Origin of the sequence: Paraburkholderia sp. GAS82 (assembly GCF_050436285.1) — a bacterium.
GTDB lineage: Bacteria > Pseudomonadota > Gammaproteobacteria > Burkholderiales > Burkholderiaceae > Paraburkholderia > Paraburkholderia phenazinium_B.
Map to the genome: position 1 here is coordinate 545,781 of NZ_JBNDLX010000002.1, position 21,636 is coordinate 567,416.

General features: G+C 62.8%; 20 protein-coding genes. 10 read left to right on the plus strand and 10 right to left on the minus strand.

The features are described 5' to 3' along the window. The first annotated feature begins 186 nt into the window (after positions 1–186). Positions 187–1,479 carry an EAL and HDOD domain-containing protein gene (locus P3T17_RS08840; RefSeq protein ID WP_429406090.1) on the plus strand — a complete coding sequence of 431 codons (1,293 nt, stop codon included), beginning with the start codon at positions 187–189 and terminating at the stop codon, positions 1,477–1,479. A 30-nt stretch (positions 1,480–1,509) separates the two neighbouring features. On the opposite strand, the gene P3T17_RS08845 is transcribed toward P3T17_RS08840, so the two are convergent. The 6 genes from P3T17_RS08845 to P3T17_RS08870 form a co-directional block, all read right to left on the minus strand. Beyond that, positions 1,510–2,004 carry a cupin domain-containing protein gene (locus P3T17_RS08845; RefSeq protein WP_429406092.1) on the minus strand — a complete coding sequence of 165 codons (495 nt, stop codon included), beginning with the start codon at positions 2,002–2,004 and terminating at the stop codon, positions 1,510–1,512. A 62-nt stretch (positions 2,005–2,066) separates the two neighbouring features. Continuing rightward, complete coding sequence (locus tag P3T17_RS08850; RefSeq protein ID WP_429406093.1) at positions 2,067–3,263, minus strand: aminotransferase class V-fold PLP-dependent enzyme; 1,197 nt, start codon at positions 3,261–3,263, stop codon at positions 2,067–2,069. Positions 3,264–3,294: 31 nt separating this feature from the next. Next, the gene (locus tag P3T17_RS08855; protein ID WP_429406094.1) at positions 3,295–3,771 is read right to left on the minus strand and encodes a RidA family protein; all 477 of its coding nucleotides are present in this window, start codon (positions 3,769–3,771) and stop codon (positions 3,295–3,297) included. Positions 3,772–3,877: 106 nt separating this feature from the next. Continuing rightward, positions 3,878–4,795, minus strand: a complete 918-nt coding sequence (gene gcvA, locus P3T17_RS08860) for a transcriptional regulator GcvA (RefSeq protein WP_429406096.1) — start codon at positions 4,793–4,795, stop codon at positions 3,878–3,880. Positions 4,796–4,874: 79 nt separating this feature from the next. Continuing rightward, positions 4,875–6,221 carry a sensor histidine kinase gene (locus tag P3T17_RS08865; RefSeq protein ID WP_429406097.1) on the minus strand — a complete coding sequence of 449 codons (1,347 nt, stop codon included), beginning with the start codon at positions 6,219–6,221 and terminating at the stop codon, positions 4,875–4,877. A gap of 13 nt (positions 6,222–6,234) precedes the next feature. Next, a complete protein-coding gene (locus tag P3T17_RS08870; protein ID WP_074267013.1) occupies positions 6,235–6,957 on the minus strand; it encodes a response regulator transcription factor in 723 nt (240 codons plus the stop codon). A gap of 283 nt (positions 6,958–7,240) precedes the next feature. On the opposite strand from P3T17_RS08870, the gene P3T17_RS08875 reads away from it, so the two are divergent. The 6 genes from P3T17_RS08875 (at position 7,241) to P3T17_RS08900 (ending at position 13,292) form a co-directional block, all read left to right on the plus strand. Beyond that, positions 7,241–9,412, plus strand: a complete 2,172-nt coding sequence (locus P3T17_RS08875) for a TonB-dependent receptor (RefSeq protein ID WP_429406098.1) — start codon at positions 7,241–7,243, stop codon at positions 9,410–9,412. Positions 9,413–9,424: 12 nt separating this feature from the next. Further along, positions 9,425–10,114, plus strand: a complete 690-nt coding sequence (locus P3T17_RS08880) for a MotA/TolQ/ExbB proton channel family protein (protein WP_074267015.1) — start codon at positions 9,425–9,427, stop codon at positions 10,112–10,114. A 2-nt stretch (positions 10,115–10,116) separates the two neighbouring features. Continuing rightward, positions 10,117–10,515: an ExbD/TolR family protein gene (locus P3T17_RS08885; RefSeq protein ID WP_074267016.1), complete on the plus strand. Its 399-nt coding sequence runs from the start codon at positions 10,117–10,119 to the stop codon at positions 10,513–10,515. Position 10,516: 1 nt separating this feature from the next. Next, positions 10,517–11,242 (plus strand): TonB family protein, encoded by a 726-nt coding sequence (locus P3T17_RS08890; protein ID WP_429406099.1) that lies wholly within the window; start codon positions 10,517–10,519, stop codon positions 11,240–11,242. 66 nt (positions 11,243–11,308) lie between these two features. Continuing rightward, the gene (locus P3T17_RS08895) at positions 11,309–12,367 is read left to right on the plus strand and encodes a YncE family protein (RefSeq protein ID WP_429406100.1); all 1,059 of its coding nucleotides are present in this window, start codon (positions 11,309–11,311) and stop codon (positions 12,365–12,367) included. A gap of 217 nt (positions 12,368–12,584) precedes the next feature. Next, positions 12,585–13,292, plus strand: a complete 708-nt coding sequence (locus P3T17_RS08900) for a YceH family protein (protein WP_074267018.1) — start codon at positions 12,585–12,587, stop codon at positions 13,290–13,292. A 58-nt stretch (positions 13,293–13,350) separates the two neighbouring features. Here P3T17_RS08900 and P3T17_RS08905 read toward each other — a convergent pair whose 3' ends face one another. Next, complete coding sequence (locus tag P3T17_RS08905; protein ID WP_429406101.1) at positions 13,351–13,635, minus strand: hypothetical protein; 285 nt, start codon at positions 13,633–13,635, stop codon at positions 13,351–13,353. Positions 13,636–13,688: 53 nt separating this feature from the next. Between P3T17_RS08905 and P3T17_RS08910 the strand changes: the two genes are divergently transcribed. After that, positions 13,689–14,849, plus strand: a complete 1,161-nt coding sequence (locus P3T17_RS08910; RefSeq protein WP_429406103.1) for an iron-containing alcohol dehydrogenase — start codon at positions 13,689–13,691, stop codon at positions 14,847–14,849. Positions 14,850–14,949: 100 nt separating this feature from the next. Further along, a complete protein-coding gene (locus tag P3T17_RS08915) occupies positions 14,950–16,002 on the plus strand; it encodes an endo alpha-1,4 polygalactosaminidase (RefSeq protein ID WP_429406104.1) in 1,053 nt (350 codons plus the stop codon). A gap of 45 nt (positions 16,003–16,047) precedes the next feature. Here P3T17_RS08915 and P3T17_RS08920 read toward each other — a convergent pair whose 3' ends face one another. Next, positions 16,048–18,528: a penicillin acylase family protein gene (locus P3T17_RS08920; protein WP_429406105.1), complete on the minus strand. Its 2,481-nt coding sequence runs from the start codon at positions 18,526–18,528 to the stop codon at positions 16,048–16,050. Positions 18,529–18,706: 178 nt separating this feature from the next. Between P3T17_RS08920 and P3T17_RS08925 the strand changes: the two genes are divergently transcribed. Then, on the plus strand, positions 18,707–19,273 hold the full coding sequence (locus tag P3T17_RS08925; RefSeq protein WP_429406107.1) for a cysteine hydrolase family protein: 567 nt from the start codon (positions 18,707–18,709) through the stop codon (positions 19,271–19,273). A gap of 10 nt (positions 19,274–19,283) precedes the next feature. Here the strand turns inward: P3T17_RS08925 and P3T17_RS08930 are convergent, their stop codons facing one another. After that, complete coding sequence (locus tag P3T17_RS08930; RefSeq protein WP_074267023.1) at positions 19,284–20,171, minus strand: isocitrate lyase/PEP mutase family protein; 888 nt, start codon at positions 20,169–20,171, stop codon at positions 19,284–19,286. A 55-nt stretch (positions 20,172–20,226) separates the two neighbouring features. Beyond that, the gene (locus P3T17_RS08935) at positions 20,227–21,549 is read right to left on the minus strand and encodes an MFS transporter (RefSeq protein ID WP_429287350.1); all 1,323 of its coding nucleotides are present in this window, start codon (positions 21,547–21,549) and stop codon (positions 20,227–20,229) included. Between the last annotated feature and the right edge of the window lie 87 nt (positions 21,550–21,636).

Genomic DNA, 21,636 nt, shown 5'->3' on the forward strand with positions numbered 1-21,636 from the left:
TGCGGCGGCCCGGTGGCGGGGTCAATAACGCCGTCGTCGCGACGCGCGGGATGTCCAAACGCCTTACGCCGGCTTATCCGCCTTCAACTTTTCCCTGTTTGCAGCCGTTATCACCGTTAGGGCCTCTACGCCGCCGCTTGCCAGCGATCGGACAGCGTGGCGCAGGTTCGCTAACCGGTAACCCGCATGAATGACATGTCGCACGATGCTGCCGCGTTGTCCCTGATCGCGATGACCTCGTATCTCGGACGGCAGCCGATCCTCAACCGCGAGGGACAACTCGTCGCTTACGAATTGCTGTTTCGGCCGTTCGCTTTCTCCGATAACGCCGAACCCGCCGACGGCACGCCGCTCGACGAGACGCGCGCCACCGCCGACATCGTCATTGAGACGCTCGGCGAACTTGGCATGGAAAGCGTATTGGCCGGCCGCGCCGGCTACATCAACGCGGGGCGCGACTGGCTGATGAACGAGATGTTCAGCCTGCTGCCATCCGCTCACTTCGTCGTTGAAATTCAGGCAACCGCGCAGTACGACGATCAACTGGTTCAACGCATCAAGGCGCTGACGCGATCCGGCTACCGCTTCGCCATGGAGGATGTTCGCGAGGCCGCCTTGGGCCACGCGGAGGTGTTCGACTGCGCTGAAGTCGTCAAGATCGATGTGCCGGACTGGACTGCGTCGCGACTGGCGCCGTTCGTTGCTGCAATGCACCGCGCCGGCAAGCGCGTCGTAGCGGAAAAGGTCGAGACACCGGACGACTACCGGTGGACCTACGAGGCCGGCTGCGACCTGTTTCAGGGCTACTACTTCGCCCATCCCCATCTGCTCGCGGTGCGCAGGATTCCGCCGCTGCGCCAGGCGCTGGTCAAACTGCTGGTGATGCTGGGCGCCGAGCCGCCGCTGCCGACCCTGGAAGACGAGGTCAAACGCAATCCCGCACTGACGATGCAGCTGCTGCGCTTCGCCAGCTCGGCGCATCACGCGTTGACGCGACGGCGCCTGCGGATCCGCGATGCGGTCCAACTGGTCGGCACCGACTGGCTGCGCCGCTGGGCCCTGCTCGCCCTGTACACGGACGGCAATAGCCGGTCTGTCGCATCCAATGCACTGGTGCAACTGGTCGGCACGCGGGGGCGCTTCATGGAACTGGCCGCGCGCAGGCTTAGGCCGCACGACGAGGAGTTCGTCGACAACGCATTCATGACGGGCATGACCTCGCTGTTGCCTGCCGTGCTGCAGCGCAACCCCGTCGATCTGTTTTCTGAACTGCAGTTGGCGCAAACGGTGCGCGAAGCCATCCAGACGCGGGCCGGCCTGTTGGGTCAACTGCTCGCGTGTGCGGAAGCCATGGAGAGTCCGGCTGCGGCGGCAAGGGTGACGCAGATGTCCGAGGATCTCGCGCCGCTCAATGCCGCGGCGGTCGCGCTGCTGTCCGCCGCCGCGGCCAACTGGATGGCCGACCGAACCCGTTTTTGACGGTTAGCGTGGCCGCAGGCGGCGTGTCGCTCAGGACTTGCTGCCGGACGGCTTGCCGTCATGCGGACCCATGGGACGCGTCGGCCAATCGACCCAACGGTCTGGGCGAGTGGCTTCGTGAGCCTCATGCATCGGATAACGAATCCGGTTTTCCTTCTTGTCGGTTTCTCCGACCACCAGCAGCCGCACGTCCTGATCCGTGTTGTTGATGAAGGTATGGCAAATCCCGGTACCCGCCGGAAACGCCACCGAGTCACCGGGCTTGAGCGGATGCAGATGACCATCGAGCCACACATCCGGCGTGCCCTCTATGACGAAGGCGAATTCCTCTTCGGCACTTTCCGCATGCGGATACGAGGTTCGACGTCCAGGCGGCACGCGCACATGGTGAATGCCGATGCGCTGAAGTCCAAGCTTCCTGGCAAGCGGCGCACCGATGGCAAGTAGCTCGGTACTGCCCTTGTAGTGGGCATCGTCCGGGTTTTCCAGTTCGCTCCAGTGGCGGATGAACTCGGGTCGCTCCATTGACGTCTCCTTGTATTGGCGTGCGTGATAGCGTCGCCGCGTTGTGTCGCGTGAAGCGTGCCTTAACGGACGAGCGTGCGCAAGCTCCCCACCAGCTTGCCTATCTCCGCCTCGGTGGTCAGGTAACTGACGGAAGCGCGCGCTATCTGGGTGAGACCTCGCGCGTTCATATCGAACGGTGTGTAGCCCACGCCGTTGCTGCCGATGGCCACACCTTGCGCCGCCAACGCACGTTGCACCTCTTTGGCATCGATACCGGCCACGCCGAAGGCCACCAGCCCCGAACGTTCGCGTCCCTGATCGAGGACCGTCACGCCGTCGATCTGCGCGAGTTCGGCGCGCAGCGTCTGCGCGACGGCGTCGATGCGTACGCGGATGTTTTCAACGCCGATATCCAGCGCCTCCTGCAGCGCATTGGCCAAACCGCAGCGCAGCGCAGACGCGACTTCGACAGATTCGAACCGCGCTGCGTCGCTGCGCACGACAGGTTCGCCGTCGTCATCGAGGGGCGCCGTTTGGGTGTCGACGTAGGCCGGTGTGAGCCGAGGCAGAAAGTCTTGCCGTACGTACAGCAACCCTGTGCCACGCGGACCGCGCAACGCCTTGCGGCCCGCGCCGGTCAGCACGTCGCAACCGAGTTGCTCCACATCCACAGGTATTTGTCCGACCGCTTGCGCGGCGTCGATGAAGTAGGCGATGCCATGACGTCGCGCGATTTGTCCGATGGCGGCGGCCGGGTTGATGAGGCCGCCGTTGGCCGGCATCCACGTCAGCGCGATCAGGCGCACCCGTTTGTCGAGCATCGCCTCGAGTGCCTCGGGATCGACCTCGCCGCTTTCATCGGAAGGGATCACCTCGATCGATGCACCCGCACGCGCTGCCGACAGGCGCATGCTGGCCAGGTTGCCGCCCCACTCGTGACGCCCAACCAGAATGCGATCGCCGGGCTGCCATGTGCCCAACGCGGCGAATGCGCTGCCCCAGGCCTGCGAGTTGCCCGTCGTCACGGCGATCTCCGCCGGTTGCGCGTTGAACAACTGCGCAGCGAGGGTACGGGCACGCTCTATTTGCGCGCGCGCTGCGACACCGGCTTCCATGGGTCCCATGGTCGCTTCGCGCCACAGATGGGCGTGGACTGCTTCCAACGTCGCTGCGGACGGCAGCGATGCGCCAGCGTGGTTGAAGTGCGTGGTGTGCTGCGTGCCCGGCGTTTGGGCGCGCAATCCGTCTACGGTTGCGTCGGTGAGGGGGGCTGACATGACTTGAAGGTTCCAGTGATGCAGGATGGGTTCAGGGTTGCTTCAACGAGACGACTGCTTCGACTTCCACGGCCACGCCGGACGGCAGCGATGCAACACCCACGGCGGCACGCGCGTGGCGGCCGGCGTCGCCGAACACTTCTACCATCAGATCCGAGGCGCCGTTGGCGATGGCGCTCTGACGGTTGAACTCCGGCGTGCTGGCGACGAAGACACCGAGGCGTACGATGCGAGCCACGCGATCGAGCCGGTCGCCCGTGGCCGCCGCAAGCTGCGACAGTATGCCAAGCGCGGCGAGCCGTGCTGCCTGCACGCCCTCGTCGTCCGAGATATTGTTGTCACCCAGGCGGCCGACGTAAGCAGGCTTGCCGTCCTTACGCGAGATCTGACCGGAAATGAACAGCAGCGAGCCGTCCTGCACGAACGGGACGTAGTTGGCCGCAGGCGCGGCGGCGGATTCGAGCGTGATACCGAGTTCGGCTACACGGGCAGAGATCGAGAGGGTCATGTCGTGTGCGTCCTATGAATGGGTGGATGGACGTTCCATCCTATGGCGGCTATCGTCGGCTGACGAATGAATTCTTGCCGGCCACGCATGAGCGAAACTAATGCGTTCAGTTTATCGGGTCTTGCGCCGCGGTCTGCATCAGCCAGTCGCGGAAGGCCGTTGCAGCCTCAATCTCGCCCTTCGCTGCGCGCGGCGTGACGAGCCACCAGCCGATGCGCGGATCGTCGAGTACCGCATCAGGCACTGCCTGCACCAGTGCGCCGCTCGCCAGTTGCGGAGCAATCAGGCGATGCCGGCCCATGGCGACACCTTGTCCTGCGAGGGCCGCTTCCACGACGATGTTGTAGTCGTGCAGATGCACTGTCTGTGCACCGCGCAGATCCACGCCGAAGCGGGTCCCCCATGCTTGCCATTCGAAGGGCAGTTTGGCGTGTGACGCGAGCAGCGGATAGCGCACCAGGTCTTGCGGCTTGCGGGGACGGCGCGTGCCGCCGAGCAGGGTGGGAGACCACACCACCGAGAGCCGTTCCGGCATGAGTTTGCGTGCGCGTACGTCGGCCCAGCCGCCGCGGCCGTAGCGGATGGCCAGGTCGACTTCGCCGCCGGGGACGTCGGCGAGCGCGATATCGGGCCGCAATTGCAGTTCGATGCCGGGATGCGCTGCCGAAAACGCCGGCAAGCGGGGCGCGAGCCAGCGTGTGGCAAACGAAGCCAGCAAGCCGACCGTTAGCTTGATCCGCGCGGTAGTGGTTGCACGCGTTTCCGCGGTGCCGGTGCGCAAGAGTTCAAAGGCGGCATGCACTTTTGCAAAGTAGGCCTGCCCTGCTGTGGTCAGTGCAACTGCGCGCGTGCGCCGTTCGAAGAGTGTTACTCCCAGTTCGCTCTCGAGCTTCTGGATGTGATGGCTAACCGCGCTTTGCGTGACGAACAGTTCCTGCGCCGCCAGGCTGAAACTCAAGTGCCGCGCGGCGGCTTCGAAAGCGCGCAGAGCGATAAGCGGCGGCAACGGTCGCGTGGAAGGCATGAGACTCGAAAGAGGGCGTAGGGGAGTGCGTCATGCTACGCCTCGCAACCGACCGCAAGCAAGGTGACCTGTGATTCGATTACCGCGCCAGCACATTCCCCCTGAAACGCAGCACCATCCTGCATCCCGGCTGGTTATCGTGGATCTCCACGTCGGCGTCATGCACCCGCGCAATGGCCGCCACGAGGCTCAAACCGAGGCCGTGACCGGCCGGCGCCTGGGCTTGCTGGCTAGGACTGCGATAGAACGGCCGCAGAACGGCTTCGCGCTCGCCGGCTTCAATGCCGGGACCTGAGTCGGCCACGTGCACGATGGGTTCGCCTGCCTCCATCCTCGTTTCGACCGAGATTGAGCCGCCGCCAGGGGTGAATTTCAGTGCGTTGTCGAGCAGGTTTTCGATCGCGCCGAACAGCAGATCGATATCGCCCCGCACCTGGACGGGTGCGGGCGCGTGCACCGACACCGTCAGACCGCGGTCGTCCGCTACCGGCTCGTACAGATCCACGACGTCGCGGATCACGGTGTCGAGCGACACATCGCCAAAGCTCGCGCGCCGGCCGTCGGCTTCGATCTCCGCGATTCGTAACAGGGCGGTAAAGCGATTGAGCACGACGTCCGATTGCACGAGGGCCGCATCGACCGCACTTTCGTAATCGTCGACGCTATTTGAGCGCCGGCGCGCACGCTCAAGCCCTGCGCGCAGATGGGTCATCGGCGTTCGCAAGTCGTGCGCGATCCCGGCACATACCCCTCTGACTTCGGCAACCAGCCGCTCGATCTCGTCCAGCATCGTGTTGACGATCTCCGCCAGGCGATCCAGATCGTGATGCGTGCCGCGGGTCGGCAAGCGCCGGTTTAGCTGCCCCGCCATGATCTCGCGTCCAGTCAGGCTGATAGCGCGGATGCGGCGATTGGACATTGCATTGAGCGCCGCGCCGCATCCCACAGCAAGGATGATCGTGAGCGTCAGACCGATGCACAGCATTTTCAGCAGCGTGTGATCGAAATAGCGGATCTCATCGATCGAGTGTCCAACGACGACGCGCACGCCGCTAACGGTGGGCACGATGATGCCGCGAAAGTGTTCTGTTTCGGTGCGGTCACCCTCGCGCACGATCTGCGCGTAGTTGAACGGCTTACCGTCGTGCGCTGGCGGCAGGACGTGGATGTTACCGGCGAGCCACGTGCCGTCTGTGTCGAAGACGCCATAGGGACGACTGCTTGCCACATCGCGCCGGCTCAACGCATCGATGTTCGCGATCGCCTCGTCGCGGCCGATGGAATGGAACTCGGCCACCTCGCCGAGCAGGCGCTCATCGACCTCGTGCACGAGGTAACTGTGGGTCGCCCAGTAAAGCATCGCGAACAGCACGATCGCCGAGGTGATGAACACCGCCAGCAGCCAGCCGACGCTGCTCAGATGCATGCGTGTTCGCCGCTTACTCGCCGGCGTGGAGGATATAGCCGACATTGCGCACCGTATGAATCATCACCGAGAGCCGCCCGTTCAGACTGATCTTGCGGCGTAGTTGACCGATATGCATGTCGATCACGTTGGTCTGGGCGTTGAAATGGTAGTTCCACACGGACTCGAACAGCATCGCCCGCGTGACCGGTTGTCCGGCGTGCCGCATCATGAATTCGAGCAACTGGTACTCGCGCGGCTTGAGCTCGATCACCTCACCGGCACGTTCTACCTGATGCGTGCCCATATCGAGCACGAGATCGCCGACGCTCAATGCAGACGGCTCCTTGGATGACGAACGGCGGCGCAGCAGCGCATTCAGGCGTGCGGTGAGTTCGAGACTGTCGAATGGTTTGGTCAGATAGTCGTCGCCGCCGGCGCGTAGACCTCTCACACGCTCATCCACCGCGGACAGTGCACTGAGGATCAGCACGGGCGTTTCCTTGCCGACATTGCGCAGGGTGGAGAGGATCGACAGACCGTCGATATCGGGCAGCATGCGGTCGAGCACGACCGCGTCGAAGTCGCCATCTAGCGCGCGCAGCAGGCCGGTGTGCCCGCTCGCCACGCTATCGGCCGCGAAGCCATAGTCTTCGAGTGCTGCTGCGACTTCGAGGCGCACACGCTCGTCATCTTCGACGATCAGAATCCGAGGTCTGCGCCCCGCCGGGTAAGAGGCCGATGCATCACTTTCCAAGAGAGCGTTTTTCCGATTGATCGTGTGGCATGAAGGAGGACCGGCGCCTGGACGAAAGTGCCCATCCTAACGTGGACAAATGAATGCGTAGTGTACGGAAACTTACAAATCTAAGCGCACGTCTGCGCCGTTTTGTTTGCAGCACAGCTTGTTGGGTATCCGTAATAAGAACTTTAACTTCGTAAGTTACCCATCACTCGGTATTAATGCGCTATCGATAGCATCCCGCCTTGTCTGCTCCATCGCTCCCACCGCTCTATTCAAAAACAAGGATGCATGAATCATGCAACGGGTACGTTCAAAGCTCAATCAGAAGCCTCTGACGCAATTCGTTCTCGCGACGCTCTGCGCCGCCGGAACACAGATCTCGCATGCGCAGGCAACCGGCGATCTCGGTTCGGTACAAAGCACGGCCGTGTCGTCGTCCGCTAACAGCACGCCTGCTACGACGAATGTGGAGTCGGCGCCGGCCCAGGCGCCCTCGCAGGGTTCGCTCACGACTACCGAACCGAAGTCGATCATCAGCCAGCACTATATCCAGAACAGCACGGCACCTACGTCGAACTACAGCGACATCATTCAGATCGCGCCGAGCGTGTCGAACATCGATCCGAACGGCGCGGGGTTGATGGAATCGCAGAGTCTCTCGATTCGCGGCTTTCAGGACGGTCAGTACAACGTGACATTCGACGGCATCCCGTTTGGCGATTCCAACGACTTCACGCACCACTCGACGTCGTTCTTCTCGAATCAGGTGCTGGGCTCGATCAATATCGACCGTGGTCCGGGCGACGCCTCGCAGATCGGTTTCGCAACCTTCGGCGGCACGATTGGGCTGGACTCGAAAGATCCGTCGCTCACGCCGTCGTTTTCGGTGCTGGGCTCATACGGTAGCTGGAACACGTGGACCGCCGGTGCCGAGATGAACACGGGCGACATCCAGCAATGGGGCGATGCCCGTGCGATGGTCGGCTATACGCAAACCAATAGCGACGGCTACCTGACTGATTCTGCGCAACGTCGGGAAAATGTCTACTTCAAGCTCGAAAAGCCGCTTGGCGACGACACGCTGGTCACCTTTTTCGCCACCTACAACAAGATCCACCAAAACGTGCCGCTTGGCGCGACCGCCCAGCAGATCCAGGATTTTGGCCCGAACTTCGGCGTGAACAACAATCCGGCGAGCCAGGCGTACTACGGCTACAACGTCGATCTGATCAATACCGACTTCGAATACATCGACGTTAAAACGAAAGTCGCCCAATGGGTGATCGATAACAAGGTGTACACATACGGCTACTACCATAACGGCTTTAACGGGCTCGATCCGAACGGCGAAACCCCCAATGGTACGAGCCTCGGGCCGAACGACGTGCCGGGTCAGGAGATGAACAACAATTACCGCGCGTGGGGCGACGTCCTCACCGCCGAGCGGAAGATCGGCCCAGGCACGCTGCAGCTGGGCGCCTGGGTCACACATCAGTCCAACTTCCGCGACAACTTCAATGTGGACGACTCGCTGAACTTCGCGTTCCTGTCACAGAACTTCACGATGACCGATACGCTGCTGACGTTCGAGCCGTATCTGCAGTACGCATTGCAACTGCCGTATGGTTTGACGGTGACGCCGGGCGTGAAATACGTGTCGTTCAACCGGCAAATCGATTCGCCGATGAATCAGGGCTCAGGCACTCCGGTGGACTTCGGTCATACCTGGTCGAAGGTGTTGCCCTCGCTCACGGTACATGATCAGATTACCTCGGACTGGAGCGCGTATATCCAGTACGCGCAGGGCTTTCTGGCGCCGAACCTGAATGTGTTCTATGTGCAGAGCCCGACGGTTTCTGGCCAGCCCGATCCGGAGCAGACGGATAACTATCAGATCGGCACGACCTTCAAGACGAACCGTTTGACCGTTTCGGCGGACCTGTACTACATCAACTTCCGCAATGCCGTGACGAGCCGCACGGTGGGCGACAACACGATCTTCACCAATGCCGGTGGCGCGGTCTACAAAGGCTTCGAATCGGAAGCGACGTTCTCGCTCGGCTACGGCTTCAGCCTGTACGCCAATCTGACGTTCAACTCGGCCAAGCAGAAGAGCACCGGCGACTGGATGCCGAATGCGCCGCAACAGACCGCCGCGGCTGGCGTGCTGTATGAGCATGGTCCGCTGGCCGGCTCGCTGATCACGAAGTTTGTCGGTCACCAGTTCGGCGATACGGGCGACACCCAGCCGATTGGCGGTTTCACCGTGACCAACTTCTCGGCCGCCTACACGATCAAGAACCTCGCGCCGTGGATGCATGACACGCGTATCGGCTTCCAGATCGACAACCTGTTCAACCGCACCAGCATCGATGCGCTGGCAGGCTTTACCGCTGCCGACAATACCCCGCTGTACTGGACCATCCCGGGCCGTGCATTTATCGGCACGCTGTCCACCGATTTCTAACAGGAGTTTTCCATGACCGTCGACACTCTGCTGCACCTCGCGAACAATTCGGGCGGTGTCCTCTACGTCATCGCTGCCATGCTGTTCGTTGCCCTGACGATCATTATCGAGCGCAGCTGGTTTTTACAGCGCGCTGCCGGCAATAGCCGCGCTGCGCTCGAACAGATCGACCGGCTCGACCAGTTCAATGCGACGACGCTGGGCGCCTGCGCCGAGCAGTTCCACTCGTTGCCGACGGCCACGCTATTCGCCACCGCGGCCCGTCTTGCCGGGCACGCCTCGCGTGAAGACCTCGACGCATGCCTCGAGGAAGCGATCATGCGCGAAGCACCGCGTATCGACCGCTTTCTCTGGGTGCTCGACACGGTGGTCACTTTGGCGCCGCTGCTTGGGTTGTTCGGCACGATCGTCGGCATGTTCAACGCGTTTCAGGTGCTCTCCAATCCCGGCAACGCACCGACCCAGGTGACGGGCGGCGTCGCCGAAGCGCTGATCGCGACAGCCTCCGGGCTGTTTGTGGCGATGATCGGTCTGGTGTTTTTTAACGGCTTGCACAATCGCGTGCGGGGCGTTGTGCATCAGCTCGAGACCGTGAAGGCTGCGCTCGTCAATCGCCTGGCTGGAACGTCGCAAGAAGCCTCGAAGGCCGTGCGCGAAGCACCGCGCGCCGTGGTCGGAAAACTCGCGTCGCAGGGAGCGTGACGATGAAGTATTTCGAAGCGCGCAAGGCTCGCATCGAGATCATTCCGATGATCGACATCATGTTTTTTCTGCTGGTGTTTTTCATCATGATCACGCTGCACATGATTCCGAATGCCGGCTTGCGCACGCAGTTGCCGACGAGCAGCACGACACAGTCTTTGCCGCCGCCGAAGGTGACTGTCACGCTCGCCACCGACGGCAGCCTCTCTGTCGATGGCCGCACTTTGAGCCCTGCTGAACTGACGGCAATGCTGGCGGCGCGAGCGGATGCGGCACACACCGTGGTGACGATTGCCGGCTCGAAACAGGCGCAGATCCAGAAGCTCGTCGCGGTCATGGACGCCTGCCGTGCGGCAGGCGTCTCGCAGATCGCGCTGGCTGCGCAACCCGTGGCGAACTGACATGGCGACTGTCTCCGCCCCTGAGGTTGTGCGGGAACGGCCGCGTCTCGCGTCTGCTGCGGCGTTCGCACTGCTTGCGGAAGTGTTGCTGCTTGGCGGCGGCGTTGTGCTCCTGACGCATCGCTCGCAGCCGGCACCCGAACGGCCGCCGACGTTGCTGACGCTGGCGGCGCCCGCGCTTGCTCCCGTCCCGACGCCGCAACCTGCTGCGAAACCGCTGACTCCTCCGAAGCCGGAGACGCCCCAGGTCACGCACCCGGTTGTCCCGCCGCGTCACGTCCAGCATGTTGTGCATGTTGCGCCGCCCAAGGCCGCGCCCGTTCCAGCACCGACGCCTGCCCCGGCGCCGATGCTGCCGTCCGCGACACCGACCGAAGCTCCGCCCGCGCCGCGTCCGCCTCCGCCACCGCCGGCTGCCGCACCCGCTGCGACGGCGCCGAACGCAAGCTTTGAGGGTGCGCTGCGCGCGGCGATTCAGGCGGCGCTGCGTTATCCGGAGTCGGCGCGCATGGCGGGCATGTCCGGCCGCACACGGGTCGCATTTCAGTATCGCGACGGCGTGGTGTCCGATGTAAGCGTGGTGGTATCGAGCGGCATCGGGCTGCTGGATCGTGCCGCGCTGGCTGCTGTGCGGGATGCGACGTATCCCAAACCCGAGCCTGCATTTGTGGGCAAAACGCTGTCCGAGCAGTTATGGGTCACCTTCAACCTCAACGACCACGATTAGTAATCGTTCGTCCGGTTGGCCCTATCTGAAACAGCCATAAACAAAATCCACTGGAGTCGACTGAAAGTGAAACAAGGAAACGTTCTGAAGAGCCTTCTTGCCGGCGCGCTAGCGTCAATGCTGGTAGTGGCGGGAGCCTGTGTCGCCGCGGAAAGCGCTCATACGCAGTTCGAAATAACTCAACACTACGCTCTAAGCGGCGCGGATCACTGGGATTACGTGGCATACGATCCGGTGCGCCACCATCTGTTCGTCAGTCGCGACACCCATGTACAGGTAGTCGATACGCGCACCGGCAAGCTGTCTGGAGAGATCGAGAACACCGACGGCGTGCACGGCTTCGCATTCGTACAGGATCGCAAGCTCGGCTTCATTACCAACGGCCGGGCGAACACCATCACTGTCATCAACCTGGATACGCTGAAGGTGATCGACACGATCAAGGCGGCAGGCCCCGACCCCGACGGCATCCTGTACGTGCCGGCGCTGCAGCGGGTGTTCGTCAGCAACGGGCATGACAACAGCGTGAGCGCAATCGATGTGGCAAGCCGCAAGGTGGTCGCGACCATGCCGGTGGGCGGCAAACCGGAGGCGCTCGCCGCGGATAACCACGGGCACGTCTTCGTCAACGTCGAGGACAAAGGCGAGATCGTCGAGATGGACGGCAACGCTGGCGCAGTGCTTACGCACTGGTCGATCGCGCCGTGCGAGGAACCGACCGGGCTCACCATCGACACCACGCAGGAGCGCCTGTTCACCGTTTGCGCCAACCAGCGCATGATGGTGATCGACTCGACCACAGGCCGTCACGTGACGGAGGTGCCGATCGGTGGTCACCCCGACACCGCCGCATTCGATCCCGCCTTGAAGCTGGCGTTCAGCTCGAATGGCGCGGACGGCACGCTGACGATCGTTCACGAGGACGATGCCGATCACTATACGGTGGTGCAAAACGTTCAGACGCTGGAAGGCGCAAAGACGATGGCGCTCGACGCCAAGGCTCATCGCGTGTATCTGGTGTCGTCTAAATTCGGCCCTGCGGAGGTGGCGACGGCAGACAATCCCCATCCTCGTCCTGCGGTGATTCCGGGGACGTTTGAAGTGTTGGTGGCGCAGCGTAAGTAGTGGCTGAAGACCGCCGGGCAGCCTCGCCCGGCGGGCCTAGTCGTCTGGGGGGCGCACCTCATTCGACAACCTGGCGTGCAACGCGGGGCGCAATACATGACGCGAACCCGTCGCGCAGACGCCCCCATGCCGGATATCATAGTGATCTTCGCCCGACATTCCCGTCAGGCTCACGATCAGGGTGGCCCGTCTGGCGCTGCCCGAAGCGAAGTCATCTATGAATACCACCCCTGACGCTATCCCGCGCCCCGCCATGCGTTCCCTGACGCCCATCGAAGCGCGCGTGCTGGGTGTGCTCGTCGAGAAACAGCACACGGTGCCGGACACCTATCCGCTTTCGCTCAACGCGCTCACCGCCGGTTGCAACCAGAAAACCGCGCGCGCTCCGGTGATGAACGTCAGCGAGGCCGAGGTGCTCACCGCCATCGATAGTATGAAACGCCTCAGTCTCGTGCTGGAAGGCAGCAGCAGCCGCGTGCCGCGTTTCGAGCACAACATGAATCGCGTGCTGGGCATTCCGAGCCAGTCCGCCGCACTGCTCACGGTGTTGATCCTGCGCGGTCCGCAAACGGCCGCGGAATTGCGTCTGAACAGTTCGCGCCTGCATGACTTCGCTGATATCTCGTCGGTTGAAGTGTTTCTGGATGAACTTGCGGCGCACGAACCGGCGCGCGTGGTGAAGCTGCCGCGTGCGCCGGGTGGACGAGAGCATCGCTGGGCGCATCTGTTGTGCGGAGAAGTCAGCGTGAGCGAAGAGGCCGCGCGTGGCGGCGTTGCGGAAGACCCGGCGGCATTCGCCGAGGTCGAGACACTGCGAGCGGAAGTGAAGCGTCAGGGCGAGGAGCTGGTGCGCCTTCAGACGCTCGTCGAGCATATGGCTGCGGAACTGGGCATCAGCCTCGATAAATTCTCGCGCGAGCCCTGACCGTCGGCGACGCTCAGCAATTCTTTGCGATTGTTTGCAATTTGCAACTCAGCGCAACTCAGTCGCCCGGAAAGTCGCCGAAGGGGTTTTCCGCTTCCTTTGCTTCCGCGCGCAGATTGTACTCAGCGCGTACCGCCTGGAGCACTGCTGCAATGTCCCGCTCGAATCCTGCGGCGTTGCCGAAGTGCTTCATATCCCAATTGCAGCCGGTTTTGTCGGGCTCTTGCAGCTGCGGACGGGGAACGCGAATCTTGACGCCGTCTTCGACGACTTCCTGAAGACGATGCAGTCGCCGGTTCACTTCCTGCTGTAGCTGGGACGCGTTGAGTGTCTTGCGTATCATGTTGAAATTCGCCTCGAAATCTCAGGCTATATGGTACCGGAGGAGACATCACCATGAACACATTCCGCTTTCAGACCGTGCCGACGCTCGTCGTCGAATATGGCGCCACACGTCGCCTCGGCAGTTTGCTGCGTGAGCAGTTTCCGGCACTGACGCGCCTGTGTGTCGTCACGGATAGCTTTCTGCATCGCAGCGGTCTGTTGAATCCCGCGCTGGCCGATCTCGCCGCCCACGGCTGGCAGGTCACCGTGATCGACGATGTGATCGCCGATCCGCCCGAACATATCGTGCTGGAAGCCACTTCGTGGGCGCGTGACGCAAAGGCCGAGATTGTGCTGGGCCTGGGCGGCGGCTCCTCGATGGACGTGGCGAAGCTGCTGGCCGTGCTGGTGCCGCAAGACCAGCAAACGCTCGGCGAAATGTACGGCGTCAACAAGGTCGAAGTGGCGCGCTTGCCGCTCGTGCAGATGCCCACGACGGCAGGCACGGGCTCCGAAGTGACCGCGGTTTCGATCGTCACCGTTGGCGAAGCGAAAAAGATGGGCGTCGTGGCGCCGCAGCTGATCGCCGATTTGGCGATCCTAGACGCAGAACTCACGCTCGGATTGCCTGCCGCTGCGACCGCGGCGACCGGCATCGATGCGATGGTGCATGCCATCGAGGCGTACACCTCGGTGCGTCTGAAGAACCCGATCTCCGACATGCTTGCCGTGAAAGCGCTCCAATTGCTGTCGAGCAATCTGCTGCCTGCCTGCGAGAATGGCCAGGACCGCGCGGCGCGCGAGGCGATGCTGCTCGGCGCGACGTTTGCCGGTCAGGCCTTTGCCAACTCGCCGGTGGCGGCGGTGCATGCGTTGGCCTATCCGATCGGCGGTATCTATCATGTGCCGCATGGTCTTTCCAACGCACTCGTGCTGCCGCACGTGCTGCGCTTCAACGCGGAGGCGGCGGCGCATCTGTACGCCGAACTAGCCGGTGTGATCGTGCCGGCAGCGAGCGGTAGCGATGCTAGCCGCACCCAGGCCTTGATCGAGCATGTAGAACACCTGATTGCCGCGACGGGGATACCTGCGACGCTGCGGGCGGTGGGCATCGAACGTAGCGGTCTCGAACGGATGGCCAGCGACGCGATGCTACAGACGCGCTTGCTCGTCAATAATCCCCGGGTCGTTTCGGAGGCCGATGCATTGGCTATCTATACTTCTGCATTCTGATTCACCCGAGTTGCTGAGGCCGCCCGCGCACTGCTACATTTGCGGCGCGCGGCGACCCGCCGCGCATGCCACGCTGTAGAAAACTCCAACCAGATAAATCATGCGCTCACTATTTGCTCGCTGCTTCTTTGGGGCTGTTTTATTCCTCGCGGCATTGTCAGGCGCGTGCGGTGGCGGCGGAGGCGCACAGAGCGCTTCCGGCAGTTCCACCGGCAGTGCCGGCACGACTTCCAGCGCCACCAGTGCGGTCACGCTGAGCGGCTCGACCAACGTGTCGATTGCGGCCGCGCGAAACCTTCCGGCCTCTGCGGTGTGGGCGGTGTACTACGGCACCGCGGCACAAACCAATCCTACCCAACTGGCTTCGAGCTTCAACGTGATCGTCATCGACGCCGATCCGGGCACGGGCAGTCCCAACTTCACGCCCGCGCAGATTACCGCGCTCAAGGCAAAAGAGGCGAAGGTGCTCAGCTATCTGAACGTCGGCGCCTGCGAGACCTGGCGAACCTACTGGACAACGGTGCCGGCCGGCTTCGAGTCCTGCGGCGCGAATACAGCGGCCCAGCTCGGCCAGTACAGCGGCTACTCGGACGAATACTGGATGAACGTCGGCAATGCAGCCTATCAGAACCTGATCGTCAACTACGTTGCGTCGCGCCTTGCGGCGACGGGTGTCGATGGATTCATGCTGGATAACATCGAAATCGTGGGCCACGGCGCGAATGCAGCGCAGGGCCCGTGCGATGCCGCTTGCGCGCAAGGCGGTCTGGACCTGGTCGCGCAGCTGCGCACGGAATTCCCAAATCTGACGATCATGCTGAACAATGCGCCGACCTCGGCCCTCAGCGGTTCAAGCGGCGGCGTGTCGTTCCCGATGCTTGTGGACGGCAACTTCGCCGAACAGGTATTCCTGCCGTCGCTGGATAGTTCGCTGTTGCAAGAGCTGCAGACGTGGAAGAGCACGGAGGCGAAGTTGCCGCGCAGCGCGTTCTTTACAGGGACGCTCGACTACGTCAGCAGTTGCTCGGACAGCACGGACGCGCAAAACGGCTGGAATGCCAGCGTCGCGGCCGGGTTCAGTCCGTCGATCGCCACCTCCGCGCTTGATCAGGTTTGCTGGTGGTCGTTCTTGCCGGCAGTGACGTCGAACTAAATTTGGGCGGTCCGCATCTTCGTTCGCTCGAAGATTGCTGCGCGGTCAATGCACCTGTGGCACGAGTTCAAGCCGGTGCACCGTAGCACCCGGCAAGAACGGCGTGGTGTCGCCATGTACCCACGCCTCATGTCCCGCCAGAAAGTACGGCGAGAGCGGATTGCCGGACTGCCCGCCCGGCATTTCGAAGATACCCTCCTGCTCGCGTCCCGGCGACACGATCATCCGCTCGGACGCTCCGAACGAAGGTGCCTGCACGCGCGGCATGTTGAAGTCGCCCGGCAGCGGATCGCGTGGCGCAGCGAGCCAGCCGCGTATCCACGGCAGCCAGCCTGGGACGATCCGCGCGAACGGATGTTCGATGGCCGCGCGGTTGCGATCGCCCCAACGCGCATCTGATACGTTCACGTCCGGTGGCAACTGGTCGATTGCGTGGTCGACACGGTTGAGCATGAAGGCACGCCAGTTGGCGACGCCATCCGGCACCCATGCCTGATGGGCGGCGAGCGCTTCCATGACCGCTTCGTAGCGTGAACTTGCAGCGCGAAAACCCGTCTGCGGGTTGTCTGCGTTATTGCCAAAGCTCGCCGGGATATCTTTGTCGAGCTTGCCGAACCATGCGTCGTACAGCGAGAAATAGAACGCGCGAACGAGACGGTAGCCAATGGCGTCTGCATCGGCGCGGCCGTTCCATGCGAGCACCTGACTGCGGAATTCGGCGCGCTGCGGATGGTCGCGCAACGCATCGGCATCGAGCGCAGAGAGGGCGAGACGGCGCCAACTGTCTATCCATAGCGCGCGGTCGTCGGTCTGGATAGCCAGCATGTCGTGCTCGTTTGCATGTGGCAGCGCGAGCAGGTCATCGCGAATCTGCGACGCACGCGCACCGAGGTCGGCGCCGGCATCGCCAAGCAGCCCCGCTTCGGTGGGTGGCAGCGTATGGTTGTTCGCGGTCCACAAGCGTCCAAGCGGCGGGGCGATTCGCGAGGGGTAATTCGCCGGTTCGAGATAGCCTTGCCAGCCCTGGTAGGTGGCGGAATCAAAGGGCAGATCGTCGAACGAGTTGCTCGTGGCTGTCGCGCCGCTGGTCCAGTGCGGCAGCGGTCCGGCCAGCGTCCAGCCTATGTTGCCGTGCGAATCGGCGACCATGAAGTTCTGCGTTGGAATGCCGCTGGTTTGCGCCGTATGCAGCGCGTCCTCGACGCTGGTGCTGTCTTCGAGTCGCTGCAGGTTGACGTTGACGGCCTGCGCGTCGTGGGCAACCCAGCGCAACGCAAAAGTGTGCGAACCGACCACGATCTCGGGACCCCATTGCGTATCGGCGACCGCCAGGTCGACCGACGCGCCACCCTTCACGTCGATGCGTTCGTGATGCACCGTTGCGCTTTGCCAGCTGCCGTCGGGAGTCTTGTATTGCAGCGGATCAGCGGGGTTGCGCTGCAGTTCGATCAGGTCGATGAAGCGGCCGTAGCTGTTGGTGAAGCCCCAGGCAATCTGCCCGTTGCTGCCGGCGATGACGAGCGGCGCACCAGGCAGGCTGACTCCGGTTATGTGCCGCGGATGCCCGTCCGCACCTGGCCACGTGAGCGACAGGCGATACCAGATGTTGGGCAGCGAGAGCCCCAGGTGCATGTCGCTCGCGAGGAGCGCGCCGCCTTGCGCGCTGTGTGCGCCATCGACCGCCCAGCCGTTGCTGCCGATCATCGAATTGCCGGCCATCAGGTCACTATAGGCGAGATCGGTCGCAGGCAACGCAATGCTTGCGGTCTTCGACGCGCGGAGCCAGTCGGGGCGAGTGGCTGGCGGTGTCGCGAGGTCGACGGGGGGAGGCTTGGCGACGTCGAACGGTGCGTCCCAATGACTAGTTGCTGGCAGCAGGAACGCGAACAGATCGGCGGGCACACGCTGGCGCAGCGCAGCGCGCGAAAGAATGCGGCTGACCTCGCCTGACTGGAGGTCGAAGTACATCGCGTAGACGACGAGGAGGGTATCCTCGGGCCGCCAGGCGGCCGGCTGGGTACGCAGTACCCAGTATTCGAATGGACGCGAAGCGAGCGACGCCAGGCCGTCGTTGACACCCGCTGTGTAACGATCGATCAACGCGCGCTGGTCGGCGGGCATGGCGTCGATCAGCGCGTGGGCGCGTTCGCGGAAACGGTTCGGCCGGTTGCGGCGGTCGAGGTCGAGCGCGGGCGCCCCGACTAGCGCGGCCATCTCGCCTGCCGCGACGCGGCGCAGCAGGTCCATCTGGAAGAAGCGATCCTGCGCGTGCACGAAGCCGGTGGCATAGGCTACGTCCGCCCGTGTATTGCCATGCAGGGTGGGTACGCCGAGCATATCGCGTTCGACCGTGACCGCGGCGGAGAGGGCTGCTGCGTTATGCGTGCCGTCGAGTTGCGGAAGGCTGGCGCGTAGCGTCAGCCAGGCCGCGAGTACGATCGCGGCGAGGATCAGGACGAGGACGTAGAGCGAGCGAAGCAACCAGTTGGCGCGCGGCTGTCGGAAGGAAAGGCTCGGGCGATTCATCGCTGATGACGAATGTTGTGGTTGCGGTTAGATGGCGCGGGCACGTGCACCGATGGCGTATGACCATAGCACGGGCAGGTTTTTCGGTGTGGTAGGTTCTTGATGCAGCGGGTCCTGTTCGTACGAGACTTTTCCCTGGCTATACTTCATTCTCCCGGTTCAATTAAGGGTGTGGTCTATGCGCACATCTTCGACCCAAGGCGCCGTGCTCCTTCTGATCGACCTGCAAAAGGCGATTGATCATCCTGACTGGGGTGTTCGGAACAACCCTTCTGCTGAGGCGCAAATCGGCCGACTGTTGACTCGCTGGCGTAAAGAGAAGTGGCCGGTATGGCATGTGCGGCATGATTCCCTTGAGCCTGCTTCCCACTATCGCCCTGGACAGTCGAGCCACGATTTCAAACCCGAAGTCGCTCCGTTACCCGGGGAGCCGGTTATTCCGAAGCGCACCAACAACGCGTTCATTGGCACAGGTCTGGAGGATCGCTTGCGTGAGGGCGGCCATAGAGTGCTCGTAGTTGTCGGCGTGATTACAAATAACTCCGTCGAAGCCACGGTGCGCATGGCAGGTAATCTCGGCTTCGAGACCTACCTTGTCGAGGATGGCTGCTTTACATTCGGCCGCGCGGCCTGGAACGGCCGCATGTGGAGCGCGGAAGACGTCCACGCCATATCGCTCGCAAACCTGCATGGAGAATATTGCACTGTGGTCTCTGCCGACCAGCTGCTAAACGACGCGGCTTAGGCGTGCACGGTCAGTCGTTATCTGCGGCGTATTGTTTGTCGAGGCGATCGAAGAGCGGCTTGTCGACCAGGCGCTGGCGCTCGTTGAACGGAGCCAACAAGGTCGGGTCTTCGTCGAGCTTGCCTTCGTCGCGCAGCACGGCAAGTGCTTTTTGCATGCCGAGCACGGCGCTCTGCAACGCTGCATTCGCATACAGTACGATGCCGAACCCCAGCTCCGCGAGTGCGCTCTGCGGCATGACCGGGGTTTTGCCACCCACCACGATGTTGATCAGCTGAGGTGTGCTCAACAGGGTCGGCAGGCGTTTGATTTCGTCGAAGGTCTCGACCGCCTCGACAAACAGAATGTCCGCACCCGCCTCGGCAAAACGATGCGCGCGTTCGATGGCCGCCTCGAAGCCATGAACAGCGCATGCATCGGTGCGCGCAACGATCTGGAAATTTGCATCTTCACGCGCGTCGACAGCGGCGTGTAGTTTGCCGACCATCTCGCTCGTCGAAATCACGGCCTTGCCTGCGAAATGGCCGCATTTCTTGGGGCTGACCTGATCTTCGAGCTGGATCGCGTCGGCGCCGGCCCGCTCGAGCGTCCGCACCGTTTGACGCACGTTGAGCGCGTTGCCAAAGCCAGTGTCCGCATCGACGACAAGCGGCAGATCCACGGCGTCGCGAATCCGTGAGGTGTGTTCCGCAATGTCACTCAGGCCGATAAAGCCGAGGTCGGGCAAGCCGAACGACATGTTCGTGACGCCCGCGCCGGTGATATAGAGCGCGCTGAAACCGGCATCCGCGACGACGCGTGCGCTCATTGCATTGAAGGCGCCGGGCATGAGCAGGGCGCGGCGTTGCTGGACGGCCTCGCGAAAGGCGGCGCGCCGCGCCGCGGATGACTGTGACATGGCTGATCTCCCGGAAGATGGAGAATGAGTATGCAGGATTTACGCCTATCCGGCATCAGGCAGCGGGTTCGATCCCCTCATCGATAATCGGCCGGCGGGCCATGAACCAATAGAACAGCGCCGCACAGCCGGCAATGATGCCGCCCGAGATGAAGGCGAGGGCATACGAACCGGTGCGGTCGACGATAAACCCGGCCACGACCGGTGAAAAAGCCCCGCCAAAGTAACCGCCGAAGTTCTGGATTGCGCTCACCGACGCGACCATCGACGACGGTGCGATATCGGCTGCGAGGGCCCATGCCGAGCCAACCACGGCAGACACGAAGGCGAGACCGACGGTAAACAACGTCAGCGTCACGTTGAGGGAGTGAGTGAAGGGCAACGCGACCGCGCACACGGCGGCGCCTGTCGCGCAGCAGGCAATCAGTAACCGCTTGGCATCGATCGGCGCCGCGAGATGGCGATCGACGATTTTCTTCGCCAGATAGCCGACCGCGATCTCGCCGACCGCGCCGCCGGCCCACGGGATGCCCGCATACACGCCCAGTTGTGCGAACGAGATGTGAAAGCGATCGAGCAGATACAGCGGTAAAAACACCAGAAAGATGTTCCAGAGCCAGATGGTGCAGAAGTAGCCGAGGATCATTCCCCAGACGCTGCGGCGCGTGAACAGCGAACGCCACTTGACTGACGACGTCGTCAGCGAGCGTTCATGACCGCCGCCACCCGCTTCGATGTAGGCGCGTTCTTCGTTCGAGAGACGCCGGCTGTCCACCGGGTTGCGATACAGCATCAGGAACAACAGGGCAAACGCGATGCCGAACGCGCCTGTCACGTGGAACAGCGAGCGCCAGCCGAATGCGATCATCAGCGCGACGAGCATGGCCGGCGCAAGCGCCGGTCCCCACTTTGACGACGAATCCCACACGCCGGTCGCAAAGCCTCGCTCCTTGGCCGGAAACCATGCCGCGGTGATTTTCGCGGAGGTCGGCCAACACGGTGCTTCGCCGACGGCAAGCAAGGCGCGCATGACCAGCAAGCCGGACATCGAACCCACTACACCCGTTAGCCACGTCGCGACGCTCCACCAGATCATGCCGAGCGCGTACGCGCGCTTCGCGCCGAAGCGGTCGATCACCCAGCCTGCGGGCAATTGCATCACGGCATACGTCCACGCGAACACGCTTCCGAGCAGGCCGATCTGCGTGCGTGTCAGGCCGAGTTCGTGAATCATGCCGGGCGCGGCGATCGACAGGCTCGCGCGGTCCATGTAGTTGATGATGCCGCCGATCAGCAGCCAGATCACGACATGCCAACGGTAGTTGAGGCGGGTGGTTCCTGCCGCAGCAGCGGATACGTGAATGCTGGGTTCGTCCAAAGCTTGTCTCCGTTCGCATGGCCTTTGGCGGCCATTCATTGTCGTTACCGGCGTCTGTTCCGGCATTGTGCAACGCGAGGTGGATTC